The organism is Pusillimonas sp. T2 (genome assembly GCF_002236805.1).
In the GTDB taxonomy this organism is placed as follows: Bacteria; Pseudomonadota; Gammaproteobacteria; order Burkholderiales; family Burkholderiaceae_B; genus Neopusillimonas.
In genome coordinates this window covers 536186-549059 of record NZ_NIQA01000001.1, presented here as the reverse complement: position 1 = coordinate 549059, position 12874 = coordinate 536186, and the positions used below count along the sequence as shown (strand labels likewise).

Annotated in this window: 11 protein-coding genes; 6 read left to right on the top strand and 5 right to left on the bottom strand. The window is 56.5% G+C overall.

The features are described 5' to 3' along the window. Positions 1-2: 2 nt before the first annotated feature. From accC to PuT2_RS02465, 5 genes are read left to right on the top strand one after another with little or no spacing between them, the layout of a single operon-like run. Positions 3-1349: an acetyl-CoA carboxylase biotin carboxylase subunit gene (gene accC / locus PuT2_RS02485; RefSeq protein WP_093969435.1), complete on the top strand. Its 1347-nt coding sequence runs from the start codon at positions 3-5 to the stop codon at positions 1347-1349. Positions 1350-1381: 32 nt separating this feature from the next. Continuing rightward, positions 1382-2290: a 50S ribosomal protein L11 methyltransferase gene (gene prmA, locus PuT2_RS02480; protein ID WP_093969434.1), complete on the top strand. Its 909-nt coding sequence runs from the start codon at positions 1382-1384 to the stop codon at positions 2288-2290. 21 nt (positions 2291-2311) lie between these two features. Next, positions 2312-3277 (top strand): zinc-ribbon and DUF3426 domain-containing protein, encoded by a 966-nt coding sequence (locus PuT2_RS02475; protein WP_093969433.1) that lies wholly within the window; start codon positions 2312-2314, stop codon positions 3275-3277. Position 3278: 1 nt separating this feature from the next. Further along, positions 3279-4226, top strand: coding sequence for a carbohydrate kinase family protein (locus PuT2_RS02470; RefSeq protein ID WP_093969432.1), 948 nt, complete (start codon positions 3279-3281; stop codon positions 4224-4226). Positions 4227-4265: 39 nt separating this feature from the next. Next, positions 4266-4766 carry a glycine zipper 2TM domain-containing protein gene (locus tag PuT2_RS02465; protein ID WP_093969431.1) on the top strand — a complete coding sequence of 167 codons (501 nt, stop codon included), beginning with the start codon at positions 4266-4268 and terminating at the stop codon, positions 4764-4766. Between the two features lie 72 nt (positions 4767-4838). Here the strand turns inward: PuT2_RS02465 and PuT2_RS02460 are convergent, their stop codons facing one another. From PuT2_RS02460 to PuT2_RS02445, 4 genes are all read right to left on the bottom strand, one after another. Next, positions 4839-5402 carry a YggT family protein gene (locus PuT2_RS02460; RefSeq protein WP_093969430.1) on the bottom strand — a complete coding sequence of 188 codons (564 nt, stop codon included), beginning with the start codon at positions 5400-5402 and terminating at the stop codon, positions 4839-4841. Between the two features lie 199 nt (positions 5403-5601). Further along, complete coding sequence (locus tag PuT2_RS02455) at positions 5602-6213, bottom strand: histone (protein ID WP_093969429.1); 612 nt, start codon at positions 6211-6213, stop codon at positions 5602-5604. Between the two features lie 155 nt (positions 6214-6368). Continuing rightward, positions 6369-7538 carry a ribonucleotide-diphosphate reductase subunit beta gene (locus PuT2_RS02450; protein ID WP_093969428.1) on the bottom strand — a complete coding sequence of 390 codons (1170 nt, stop codon included), beginning with the start codon at positions 7536-7538 and terminating at the stop codon, positions 6369-6371. Between the two features lie 33 nt (positions 7539-7571). Continuing rightward, a complete protein-coding gene (locus tag PuT2_RS02445; RefSeq protein ID WP_093969427.1) occupies positions 7572-10502 on the bottom strand; it encodes a ribonucleoside-diphosphate reductase subunit alpha in 2931 nt (976 codons plus the stop codon). A 397-nt stretch (positions 10503-10899) separates the two neighbouring features. Between PuT2_RS02445 and PuT2_RS02440 the strand changes: the two genes are divergently transcribed. After that, the gene (locus PuT2_RS02440) at positions 10900-11394 is read left to right on the top strand and encodes a hypothetical protein (protein WP_123660868.1); all 495 of its coding nucleotides are present in this window, start codon (positions 10900-10902) and stop codon (positions 11392-11394) included. A gap of 7 nt (positions 11395-11401) precedes the next feature. On the opposite strand, the gene gltX is transcribed toward PuT2_RS02440, so the two are convergent. Next, positions 11402-12817: a glutamate--tRNA ligase gene (gltX, locus tag PuT2_RS02435; protein WP_093969425.1), complete on the bottom strand. Its 1416-nt coding sequence runs from the start codon at positions 12815-12817 to the stop codon at positions 11402-11404. Between the last annotated feature and the right edge of the window lie 57 nt (positions 12818-12874).

Genomic DNA, 12874 nt, shown 5'->3' with positions numbered 1-12874 from the left:
CCATGTTTGAAAAAATCCTGATTGCCAATCGCGGTGAAATCGCCCTGCGCATTCAGCGGGCCTGCCGTGAACTGGGCATTAAAACCGTTGTCGTGTACTCCGAGGCCGACCGTTCGGCCAAGTACGTACGTCTGGCCGACGAGGCTGTTTGCATCGGCCCTGCGTCTGCCAAAGACAGCTACCTGAGTATGCCGGCCCTTATCTCGGCCGCCGAAGTTACCGACGCCGAAGCCATTCACCCTGGGTACGGGTTTTTGTCCGAAAACGCCGACTTCGCAGAGCGCGTTGAAAAAAGCGGCTTTGTTTTTATCGGCCCTCGCCCCGAAACCATTCGCCTCATGGGTGACAAGGTCAGTGCCAAGCACGCCATGATCGAAGCCGGTGTGCCGGTTGTGCCCGGCTCCGACGGCGCGCTGCCCGAAGACCCGCAAGAAATTTTGCGCATTGCACGCAACGTGGGTTACCCGGTCATTATCAAGGCTGCTGGTGGTGGTGGCGGTCGTGGCATGCGTGTGGTGTACACCGAGGCCGCGCTGCTTAATGCTGTGGGTATGACGCGCACCGAAGCCGGTGCTGCGTTCAACAACCCCGAGGTCTACCTCGAAAAATTCCTCGAGAACCCGCGTCACGTCGAAATCCAGGTGCTGGCCGACGGCGGACGTAATGCCGTGTGGCTGGGTGAGCGCGATTGCTCGATGCAGCGTCGCCACCAAAAGGTTATTGAGGAAGCGCCCGCTCCGCATATTCAGCGCAAGCTCATTGAACGCATTGGCGAACGTTGTGCCGAAGCCTGCCGCAAAATGGGTTATCGCGGCGCAGGGACATTCGAATTCTTGTATGAAAATGGTGAGTTCTTCTTCATCGAGATGAACACTCGTATTCAGGTCGAACATACCGTTACCGAAATGATTACAGGTGTCGATCTGGTTGCCCAGCAAATCCGGATTGCCGCCGGCGAAAAATTTACGCTCCGTCAGCGTGACGTCCAGTTCCGCGGCCATGCCATCGAGTGCCGTATCAACGCCGAAGACCCCTTCAAATTTACGCCCAGCCCGGGCAAAATCACCGCCTGGCATGCCCCGGGGGGGATGGGTGTTCGTCTCGATTCCCACGTATTCAGCGGTTACAGCATTCCGCCTAACTACGACTCCATGATCGGCAAGCTCATTACGTATGGTGATACCCGCGAGCAGGCGATTGCGCGTATGCAAATTGCCTTGTCCGAAATGGTGGTTGAAGGCATTCAAACCAACATCCCGCTGCACCGCGAGCTGATGCAAGACGCCCGCTTTGTCGAGGGTGGCACCAGTATTCACTATCTCGAACACAAGTTGTCGCAGCGTCCCTGATCGGGCCGTTCGTCAACAATCCGGAAGCTCTCATGCGTGAATTGGTGTTGAATTGTCCCGAAGCAGCGGCAGAGGCATTGTCCGACGCGCTGCTCGAGGCGGGTGTGCTGTCGGTGTCTGTAGAAGACGCCGACCGTGATACCGAAGCTGAACAGCCTTTGTTCGGCGAACCGGGTACCGAGCCCGAAGTGCAGGCGTGGCAACACAACTGTGTTGTTGCCTTGCTTCCCGATGGTGTTGACCCCGAGCACATCCTTGAGGCCGTGCGTGTCAATGCCGACCTGGGGCTCGACCTATCTCACTGGGAAACACGCGAGGTGCCCGACGCTGACTGGGTTCGGGTAACGCAATCGCAGTTTGGCCCGATCCAAGTGGGTGAAAAAGTCTGGATTATCCCGAGTTGGCATCGCGATGATCAGATCGTGCCCGCATCAGACGACGTGGTCACGCTTGAGCTTGATCCTGGTCTGGCGTTTGGTACGGGCAGTCACCCTACAACGCACTTGTGCCTCGAATGGTTGTCCGAAGCCATGACAGGGGCGCCCACCGTGCTCGATTACGGATGCGGTTCGGGTATTTTGGCCATTGCTGCGCGTAAGCTCGGCTGTGGCCCTACCTGGGCGGTCGACATCGACCCGCAGGCAGTCACCTCGACGCAATACAACGCGTCAGTCAATCAGGTCGAATTGCAGGCTGGTTTGCCCGATGCTTTGCCCGAGGGCGATTTTGGCGTCGTTGTAGCCAATATTCTGTCCAATCCGCTCAAGATCCTTGCGCCCATGCTGTGTCATCGGGTGTCGCCTGGTGGTCATCTAGTGTTGTCAGGGGTGCTCGAGCGGCAGGCCGAAGAGGTCGCGCAAGCGTATGCCCCCTGGATAGCCATGTCTGTCTGGAAAGCCCGTGACGGCTGGGTATGTTTGCACGGCCAACGTGGCCAGTAATGTTTCTTCTGGCGTAGCAGTATGAAGCTGAACACCCGTTGCCCCGATTGCGGCACTGTCTTCGGGGCCAGCCTCGAGCAAATGAAGCTGCGCAAGGGATATATCCGGTGCATTAATTGCGCCGGCATCTTCGACGGCTACGAGGCGGTCGTAGACGAGAAGTCGGCCGAAGACTACGTACCCGCAGCGCTGCCTCAGGCGCCAGAGGATACGTTGCCGCCCGTGACGATTCCTGTACGAGGTCGGGCGCCTGCGGTGCCCGCACGACCCGAGCCTACGTTTGCGGCGCCCAGTGCCGGGCCTCGCTCACCACATACCCTCAATGATCGCGGCGCTGGCGTGTTCGAGTCCGATATCGAAGACGATGCGCCCGCATCGGACGCGCCTCGTATTTTCGTCGAGCCCAAAAATTATCGTAAGGTCAACGACAGCGTATTTTTAACCGATCGTCGACGTGTGTCGAGTGGGCGCTCGGGCGGGCTGCGTTGGGTGTTGGTATTGCTGATTTTGGGTCTGGCGGCCCTTTTGCTGGCTTATGCATTCCGTATGCAACTGGCGGCTGAGGTGCCATGGACTCGACCCTGGCTTGAGCGTGCATGCCTGCATCTTGATTGCACCGTCGACTATCCGCAGCGCATTGATCGCATCTCGATAATGGATTCTTCATTACGTGCGGCTGGCGCAGAAGCCGGACAGACTAGGCCTCCGTTGGGTGCGGCAGACGTGACTGAAATGGTGTTGACTGTTGTCATGCGCAATACCTACGACAAGCCGCAGCAGTGGCCGGCGCTTACACTCGACCTGGTCGATTTCTCGGGCGCCATTGTGTCGCGACGTATTTTGCAGCCCGCCGACTATCTTGACGATCAACAGCTCAGAGGCCCGTTCGGCGCGCAACAAGAGGTTCGTTTGCGTGTATCGGTGCCAGTTAACGGCTTGCGTATCAATGGTTATCAATTAGGCAAGTATTTTCCTTCAAAGGATTAAGATGGCAAAGAAAATAGTAGTTTGCGGTTCGGTTGCATTCGACACCATTACGGTTTTCGAGGGGCATTTCAAAGATCATATTTTGCCCGACAGCATCCAGTCGCTTAGCGTGTCTTTCTTCGTGCCGTCAATGCGTAAAGAGTATGGTGGTTGCGCAGGCAATATTGCCTACAACCTGCGTTTGCTGGGTGGGCATCCTGTGCCCGTTGGCACCGTTGGGGTCGATGCGTCCGATTATCTCGAGTACATGGGTAGTTTAGGTATCGACGTCAGCCAGGTTCGTGTCATTTCCGACATGTTCACGCCCCAGTGCTTTATCACGACAGACCTCGACAACAACCAGATTGCTTCGTTTCACCCCGGTGCCATGGTGCGTTCGGCAGAAAACGATTTTGATGGCAACGGTGCGGTGTGGGGCATTGTGTCGCCCGACTCCAAAGAGGGTATGTTTGCCCATGCTCGACGCATGAAAAATGCCGGTATTCCGTTCGTGTTCGACCTGGGGCAGGCCATGCCGCTCTTTTCAGGCGACGATCTTCACGAAATGATCGATATGGCTACCTTGTTGACGGCTAACGACTACGAGGCCAGCGTGATTGCCCAGCGTACCGGTGTGTCCATGGAGGCCTTGTCCGAACGACTGAAGGCAGTTGTGGTCACGCGCGGTGCCGAAGGTGCTACCGTGTTCCAGAACGGGAACTCGACGCATATTGATCCGGTCAAAGTTAGTGATGTAGTTGACCCAACAGGGTGCGGCGATGCCCACCGCGCGGGTTTGTTGTATGGGTTGTCCGAAGGCTGGGCCTTGCACGACGCCTGTTGTTTGGCGAATGTCATGGGCGCGATTAAAATTGGTTCACGCGGCCCGCAAAATCATCAGCCTGGGCGCGATGACATCGCGGCCATGCTTCAGCAACATTATGGGCTGGCATTGCCGGCAGCAGTTTAATTATCGGGCCTTGCGTCCAAGGCCTAAAGGAGCATCGAAATGGGTTCGACAGTTACAACACATGTTCCATCGCGTGGCGGTCGCTGGGCTGCATTGGCGGTTGCGGTAGGTAGTCTGGCGGTTATTGCAGGGTGTGCCAATCCCTCGGCATCCAGCTCTGTCTATACCTATGGTCAGGCGCAACAAGAGCAAATCATGCGCATGGGCACTGTGGTTTCGGTGCGTCCTGTCACCATTCAAAACGAGAAGTCGTCGGGCGCTGGCATGATTGCAGGTGGCGCTTTGGGCGGTGTTGCCGGTAATGCTGTGGGCGGCGGTTCGGGCCGTGCGATTGCAACGGTAGGCGGCGCTATTTTGGGCGGTTTGCTGGGTAACACCATCGAAAACCAGGTCGGTAAAACCCAAGGGCTCGAAATCACCGTACAGCTCGATAACGGCGAAACACGCGTTATTGCACAGGCGGCCGACGTAGCTATTTCGGCCGGTCAGCGGGTGCGTGTTATTAGCGGCCAGGGCCCAACCCGCGTCGTGCCCATGTAAGAACGGTTAAAGAAGTTAAAAAAAACGCTGCTATAAAAGCAGCGTTTTTTTTGGTTGATTAACGTTGCGGGCTTAAACCCCGAAGAGCCGGTACGCAAAGCCTTCGAGCACCATCATGACGACTTGGGCCACGATAAGCAGCGCCAGGGGTGAGAAGTCGATGCCCCCTGGGCTGGGAAGAATGCGGCGGATAGGGTCGAGCAGTGGGGCAGTAAGTGTTTGCAGTACGGGCATTAACGGGGCCATGGGGTTAACCCACGACAGTACAACTTGAATGAGCGTGAGCCACAACACCAGGTTGAACGCCCATTTAAGTACCGTGAGAAAGCTGGCGACCAAGGCGCCCAGCAATCCGTTGACGACAGGCAAGTGGCCGGTGAGTACGAAGAAGGTCAGGAGCAAAAAGACCAGCGCGGTCAGGTAGGCGGCCAGCAGGCTGGGCCAGTCGAGGAACTTGCTGGCTGGGATGACTTTTTTGATAGGTTGCACCAGCCAGTCGGTAATGCGTAAAACTGCCTGAGCGTACGGGTTGAACGGATGCAGGCGGATTGCGTACATCCAGGCGCGGATGATGAGCGCAATGCCAAACAGCGAGAAGACGATGTTGATAATGAAGTGCAGGATATTGCCAAACATGAGTAGTCGCCAGCCTGAAAGTTAACAACGGCACATTGTCGCACGAGCGCAGGGCTTGCGCATGCAGAAACACTGCTGCTCAGCTGGCCGGTAAAGGCACGCTTGATGGCAGACCTTGTTTGCATATGCTGTCGTGTCAATAAAAACTGCCTGGCATGGCCAGGCAGTTTGAAGGAAGTAAAGCCGGTACTTTTAAAGCTTAAGGCCTGTCGCCGGTGGGGAAGGGCCACGATGCGACGGGGTTTACCGTTTTTTTGGCTTCGGTGGCTTGAGCGCCTTTGCTGGCTTTGGCTTCAGCTTTGGTTGCTTTGGCTTTTTTTTCTTTCTTGGCTTTTTTTTCGGTTTTCTTTTCTTCTTTTTTGGCCTTGGGGGCGTCGGCTTTAGGCGCTGCCGATTTTGCCGGCGCCGCTTTTTTAGCTACAGCTTTTTTGGCAGGAGCAGCAGCGGCTTTAGTGGCTGCTTTTTTTGCGGGCACTGCTTTTTTGGCAGGTGCTGCTTTCTTTGCTACTGCTTTCTTGGCTGGCGCAGCTTTTTTCGCGACGGCTTTCTTGGCCGGTGCTGCTTTTTGGGCTACTGCTTTTTTAGCTGGCGCTGCTTTTTTAGCAACTGCCTTTTTTGCCGGCGCTGCTTTTTTGGCTACGGCTTTTTTGGCAGGCGCAGCTTTTTTAACAGCCGCTTTTTTTGCGGGTGCGGCCTTGGTTGCCGTTACTGCTTTTTTAGCGGGCGCTGCTTTGGTTGCTGCAACTTTTTTTGCTGGTGCTGCTTTTTTTGCAGCGGCTTTCTTTGGTGCTGCCTTCTTGGCTGTAGCCATAGTGATGCTCCTTGAGAATGAATCGTACAGAACGTCCACCCATTTGATATGGCCCCCACATTATGGTGCGACCCATTTCAAATGGCACAAGCGTGCAAAGTGCACAGCACCCGGCACGCTATGAGTCTAACGTAAGCAGTAACACTATCCAAGCATTATTCCCAGCTTAGGGCCCCACCTGTTTGATATTCGATGACACGTGTCTCAAAAAAGTTGCGTTCTTTCTTGAGATCGATCATTTCTGCCATCCAGGGGAAGGGGTTTTCTTCTTGCGGGAAGAGTGGCTCGATACCGATTTGCTGGCAACGTCGGTTGGCAATGAAGCGCAGATAAGACTTGAACATGGATGCGTTCAGACCAAGCACACCGCGTGGCATGGTGTCTTCGGCATATGCATATTCAAGATCGACGGCCTTGCTGAAGAGTTCGCGAATTTCTTCGCGGAACTCTGGTGTCCAGAGATGCGGGTTCTCGAGCTTGATGGTGTTGATCAGGTCGATGCCGAAATTGCAGTGCATGGACTCGTCACGCAAGATATACATGTACTGCTCGGCAGCACCTGTCATTTTGTTCTGGCGACCCAGTGCAAGAATTTGAGTAAAGCCCACGTAAAAGAACAAGCCTTCCATCAGGCAGGCAAACACGATAAGCGACTTGAGTAAGGTCTGGTCGGCTTCGGGCGTGCCTGTATTGAAGTTCGGGTCGGCGATAGCGTCGATGAACGGAATGAGGAACTCGTCTTTGGCGCGGATCGATGGGACTTCGTGGTACGCGTTGAAAATTTCGGACTCGTCGAGATCGAGGCTTTCGACGATGTACTGATAGGCGTGCGTATGAATAGCTTCTTCAAAGGCCTGGCGCAACAAGAATTGCCGGCATTCGGGCGCTGTGATGTGGCGGTATGTGCCCAACACAATGTTGTTGGCGGCCAGCGAGTCGGCTGTGACAAAGAAGCCCAAATTGCGCTTAACAATGCGGCGCTCGTCTTCGGTTAAACCTGTGGGGTTTTTCCAGAGGGCGATGTCGCGCGACATATTGATTTCTTGCGGCATCCAGTGGTTGGCGCAGGTCGCGAGGTATTTTTCCCAGGCCCATTTGTACTTGAACGGCACCAGTTGGTTGACATCGGTCTGACCATTGATGATGCGCTTGTCGGCCGCGCTGACGCGACCGGCCGAAGCCGGTGCCGCCGTCGTCGAAGCCGCAGCAGCAACAGGGTTGACCATGGCTACGTCGGGTTGAGCGTGAGCCGCAGGCGCTGCGGCGCGAGGCGCCGCTGCGGGGGTAGGGGTGCCGAGGGGGGTATCTTCGTCCCAGTTAAGCATGATGATTAAACCTTTTAAATAGTTTGGCCGGCGTTATTGGCAAGCTTCGCACTCTTCGAAGCCGTCGTCGCCAGGGCGCAAGGTGCATACGGTGCCCATGACTTCGGCTTCGGGCAGGTCGGGTGCCGTCGAAATGGGCGCGGGGGCCGCAGCCATGCCGCCGCTCATGCCTGCTTGGGCAACGGCGTTCAGTTCGCCGCCGCGGCCGGTGGATTTTTCGGCGTTGGTTGCGCCGCTAGAGCGCAGATAATACGTGGTTTTCAGGCCGCGAATCCAAGCTAGCTTGTAAGTGGCATCGAGTTTTTTACCCGAGACACCGGCCATGAAAATATTCAGTGACTGGGCCTGGTCGATCCATTTTTGGCGCCGCGCAGCACATTCGACGACCCAGCTGGGGTCGACTTCGAACGCGGTGGCGTACAGCTCGCGCAGATCTTCGGGGATGCGGTCGATGCGTGCCAGGCTGCCATCGAAATATTTCAGGTCGGCGACCATGACTTCGTCCCAGAGGCCGCGTGCTTTCAGATCGCGCACCAGGTGGTCGTTGACGACAGTGAACTCGCCCGACAAGTTTGATTTGACATACAGGTTGCGATAGGTGGGTTCGATGCAGGGTGACACGCCAATGATGTTGGAAATAGTGGCGGTAGGCGCTACGGCAACGCAGTTGGAGTTACGCATGCCGTATTGCTTGATGTGCGCGCGCAGGGCTTCCCAGTCCATGCTGCTGCTGTCGTCAACTTCGACATAGCCGCCGCGTTCGTCGCGCAGCATTTTGAGGGTGTCTTGAGGCAGAATGCCGCGATCCCAGAGTGAGCCACGGAAGCTGGCGTAAGGCCCGCGCTCGGCGGCCAGTTTGCTGGAGGCCAGGTAGGCGTAGTAGCAAACGGCTTCCATAGAGCGGTCGGAGAATTCGACGGCGGCTTGCGACGCAAACGGAACGCGCAGGATATGCAGGGCGTCTTGGAAGCCCATGATGCCCATGCCGACCGGACGGTGGCGTACGTTGGAGTTACGTGCCTTGGGTACGGCGTAATAGTTGATGTCGATGACGTTGTCGAGCATGCGCATGGCTACGTCGATGGTGCGCTGAAGCTTGTCGTGGTCGAGCGCGTAGCTGCCGTCTGCGTTTTGTGTGATGTGCGCGGCCAGGTTGACCGAGCCCAGGTTGCACACTGCAATTTCAGACTCGTTGGTGTTCAGGGTGATTTCGGTGCACAGGTTAGAGCTGTGAACCACACCAACGTGTTGTTGCGGCGAACGAATGTTGCATGGGTCTTTGAATGTCAGCCAAGGATGACCGGTTTCGAACAGCATGGACAGCATCTTGCGCCACAGCGTTGCAGCCGGGATTGTCTTGTGCAGGGGCAGGTCGCCGCGCGCAGCTTTGGCTTCGTAACCGGTGTAGGCTTCTTCGAAAGCCTTGCCGTATTTGTCGTGCAGGTCGGGGACGTCGGACGGAGAGAACAAGGTCCAGTCGCCGTTTTCCATGACGCGCTTCATGAACAGGTCGGGGATCCAGTTGGCCGTGTTCATGTCGTGCGTGCGGCGGCGCTCGTCGCCCGTGTTTTTGCGCAGTTCGAGGAACTCTTCGATGTCGAGGTGCCAGGTTTCGAGGTAGGCGCAAACCGCGCCCTTGCGTTTGCCGCCCTGGTTGACGGCAACGGCTGTATCGTTGACGACTTTAAGGAAAGGGACCACACCCTGGCTTTCACCGTTGGTGCCTTTGATGTGGCTGCGCAGCGCGCGTACCGGTGTCCAGTCGTTGCCCAGGCCGCCAGCGTATTTGGCCAGCAGAGCGTTTTCTTTGATGGCGTCGTAAATGCCGACCAGGTCGTCAGAGACGGTCGTGAGGTAGCAAGACGACAGTTGCGAGTGCAGCGTACCGGAGTTGAACAGCGTGGGCGTCGAGCTCATGAAGTCGAACGACGACAGAATGTTGTAGAACTCGATGGCGCGCGCTTCGCGGTCGATTTCGTTCAGGGCCAGGCCCATGGCGACGCGCATGAAGAAAATTTGCGGCAGTTCGATGCGACGGCCGCGTACGTGCAGGAAGTAGCGGTCGTATAGCGTTTGCAGGCCTAAATACGAAAACTGGTTGTCGCGGTCGGCTTTCAGGGCAGCAGCCAACTTGGGCAGGTCGAACTGGCCCAGTTTGTCGTCGAGCAGGCCGTTTTCGATACCGGTTTTGATAAAGCGGGGCAGGTATTCGGCGTAGCGGGTGTTCATCTCGGCTTGCGAGACTTCTTCGCCCAGCACTTCGGCACGGATTGTGTGCAGCAAAAGGCGTGCAGTGACTTGGCTGTAGGCCGGGTCGTTTTCGACCATGGCGCGGGCTGACAAAATAGCCGACTTGTAGACCTCGTCGGCGGGGATACCGTCGTACAGGTTTTTGATGGTTTCTTTAAGAATGGCGTCGGAGTCGATTTGTACAGGCAAATCGACACCGGCAGCATCGATAGTGGCTTTGAGCTGGTCGAGGTCGAGCGGGCGGCGTACACCATTGTCGGTGACATGCAGCACGACAGCTTGTGCGGGCGAGGGGTTGGCCGACTCGGCGCGTGCGCGTTCTTGGGCGCGCTTTTCGCGATACAGCACGTAGGCGCGGGCAACGTCGTGTTCACCTGAGCGCATGAGCGACAGTTCGACCTGGTCTTGAATGTCTTCGATGTGGAACGTGCCGCCGCCTGGGCGGTTGCGCACCAGAGCGTTGACGACCTGGGAGGTGAGTTGCTCGACCAGTTCGCGGACGCGGGCGGACGCTGCACCTTGCCCCCCATTGACGGCCAGGAAGGCCTTGGTCATGGCGATGGCAATTTTGTTGGGTTCGAAGGCAACGACGGCCCCGTTACGGCGAATGGTGCTGAAGTTTTGCCAGGGGTTATTGGCCTTGCCGGCATTGCCCGATTTTGCGGCGGGCGACGGCTGTTGGGCGGTCGTGGATTCGGTTTGAGAAGTCTGCATGAGGGCTCCTGGAAACGGCGTGCTTTTTAAGCGCCGAAGCGTGTTTTTATGAATGGTGGAAGAGAGAACAGGCTGCAAAACTGCTGTTTTTACTGCTGTGCTTCTTTTTGTTGTAACCACTATATATAGTGGTTTGAGTAATTTTGAGCACTAATTGTAGTGTCTGGTCTCGTGCGAATCAAGCCGGTTTTACATGAATTTTTTGTTCAGCCGGGAAAAAAATCGGACAAACTCTGCCAAGTCATTGATAGTGCTTGGAAACCTTTTTATTCGATTATTTTCGGCCGTCTGGGGGCAGGCTGGAAGCCTGTCTTGGTGAGCAAATGTTGCACCCCATTGGCAAGTACCGCTTGCCCTTGGTATCTTGCCAAATCGTTTGATTCTATTAGCAGGTGTTATGCGTCGGATACAAGTAAATAGGGTTGCAGGTGTCAGTGCCGTTGCGGGGCTGGTTATGTTATTGGCGGCGTGCGCCCCTGTCACGAAACAGGCGCCGCAGGTTCAGGCACCCAAGCCACAGTGCCAGGCCGCAGCTGCGGGCCAGGGTATGGTCGGAAACTGGCTGGGCACCCGCAAGTCGCCGGGCATTGCCGGCGAGCTTAAGGTCTGGATAAAGTTGGGGCCCGACGGGAAAATGGCCTACAGCGAGCAGTTGCAGCGCCGGGGTAAGCCGCCGCAAATGTTAAGCGAAGAGGGTTGCTGGCGCCTTGAGGGCCAAACGCTGGTATTGCAAACCTTGCGTTCTAATGGCGCCGAGGTCGAGACCGACGACCCCATTTACACTAACAACTACACCGTAGGTGCGCAGTCGGGGCGCCAGCTGCGATTGCGGGCGCCCGACGGCGACATTACCTTGGGCCGAATGCCAAACGATTACCGTCTGCCCTTTTAGGCGCTGGTTAGTCGGACAGGCCTTCCAGGCGGCTGAGTACGGTTTCCCGTCCCAGAATGCTCAGCACGGCGTCTATGGCTGGTGTTTGCTTTTGGCCGGTGACAGCAACGCGCAACGGTACGCCCAGTTTGGGCATTTTGATATTGTGCTTTTCAAGGGTTGCCTTGATCAGGCTGGCCAGAGCTTCAGTTGTCCAGGTGGGCAGGTTGGCGGCCTGGTCGGCAAAGTCTTGCAGAACGGTAACCGCTTCGGGTGTCAGGTGTTCGGCCTTCAGGGTTGGGTCGACGCCGGCAAATTCGCGGCAAAACAGCATGGCTCCTTCGGCCAGTTGATTCAGCGTTTCGGCGCGGTCTTTCAGCAGGCCCATGACATCGTCCAGGTCAACAGCATTGGGGTTGCCGCCCAGGCCGGCAATACGCGGCGCAACCAGGGTAGCCAGTTGGCTGTTGTCTGTTTCGCGAATGTAATGCGCATTGACCCAATTCAGCTTTTTAGGGTCCCATTGTGCGGCCGACTTGGTCAAATTGCGGGTGTCGAACCACTCGACCAGTTGTTCGCGCGAGAAAATTTCGTCGTTGCCATGGCTCCAGCCCAGGCGGGCCAGATAATTGATCATCGCCTCGGGTAAGTAGCCGTCTTCGTGGTATTGCATGACGTTCACGGCGCCGTGGCGCTTTGAAAGCTTGTCGCCATCGGGGCCGAGAATCATTGGCAAGTGACCATATTGTGGTAGTTCGGCACCCAGCGCTCGCAAGATATTGATTTGCCGTGGCGTGTTGTTGATGTGGTCGTCGCCGCGCAGTACGTGCGTGATTTTCATGTCCCAGTCGTCGACCACCACGCAAAAGTTGTAGGTGGGCGTGCCGTCGGGGCGGGCAATGATCAGGTCATCAAGTTCGGTGTTGTCAAAGCTGATGGGGCCTTTGATCAAGTCGTGCCACGCGGTTACACCGTCTTGCGGATTTTTAAAACGAATAACGGGCTTACGGCCTTCGGGCACTGCTGGCAGGGTTTTGCCTGGTTCTGGGCGCCATGTGCCGTCATAGCGCGGCTTCTTGCCGGCTGCACGGGCTTTCTCGCGCATGGCTTCGACCTCTTCGGGGCTGCTGTAGCAGTAATACGCCGTGCCGTCTTCCAGCATTTTTTCAATGATCTCGCTGTAGCGATCCATGCGTTGCATTTGGTAGAAGGGGCCTTCGTCAGGCTGCATGTTCAACCATTGCATGGCGTCTAAAATGGCTTGCACGGCCTCAGGTGTCGAGCGTTCGAGGTCGGTGTCTTCGATACGCAATACAAAAACCCCTTTATGATGGCGGGCAAAAGCCCATGAAAAAAGGGCAGTGCGTGCGCCGCCAAGGTGTAAAAAGCCAGTAGGAGAGGGTGCAAATCGCGTGCGGACAACCGCTGGGGTAGACGAGGTCATAGATAGATAATAATGTTGGGGTTGTATCGACGCGAAGATGCGTCACGACATCAAGTG

Coding starts and splice junctions, on each gene's coding strand:
- prmA (WP_093969434.1), top strand. CDS start 1,382: ATGCGTGAATTGGTGTTGAATTGTCCCGAAGCAGCGGCAGAGGCATTG.
- PuT2_RS02450 (WP_093969428.1), bottom strand. CDS start 7,538: ATGCTTAACTGGGACGAAGATACCCCCCTCGGCACCCCTACCCCCGCA.
- PuT2_RS02465 (WP_093969431.1), top strand. CDS start 4,266: ATGGGTTCGACAGTTACAACACATGTTCCATCGCGTGGCGGTCGCTGG.
- PuT2_RS02475 (WP_093969433.1), top strand. CDS start 2,312: ATGAAGCTGAACACCCGTTGCCCCGATTGCGGCACTGTCTTCGGGGCC.
- accC (WP_093969435.1), top strand. CDS start 3: ATGTTTGAAAAAATCCTGATTGCCAATCGCGGTGAAATCGCCCTGCGC.
- PuT2_RS02460 (WP_093969430.1), bottom strand. CDS start 5,402: ATGTTTGGCAATATCCTGCACTTCATTATCAACATCGTCTTCTCGCTG.
- gltX (WP_093969425.1), bottom strand. CDS start 12,817: ATGACCTCGTCTACCCCAGCGGTTGTCCGCACGCGATTTGCACCCTCT.
- PuT2_RS02445 (WP_093969427.1), bottom strand. CDS start 10,502: ATGCAGACTTCTCAAACCGAATCCACGACCGCCCAACAGCCGTCGCCC.
- PuT2_RS02470 (WP_093969432.1), top strand. CDS start 3,279: ATGGCAAAGAAAATAGTAGTTTGCGGTTCGGTTGCATTCGACACCATT.
- PuT2_RS02455 (WP_093969429.1), bottom strand. CDS start 6,213: ATGGCTACAGCCAAGAAGGCAGCACCAAAGAAAGCCGCTGCAAAAAAA.
- PuT2_RS02440 (WP_123660868.1), top strand. CDS start 10,900: ATGCGTCGGATACAAGTAAATAGGGTTGCAGGTGTCAGTGCCGTTGCG.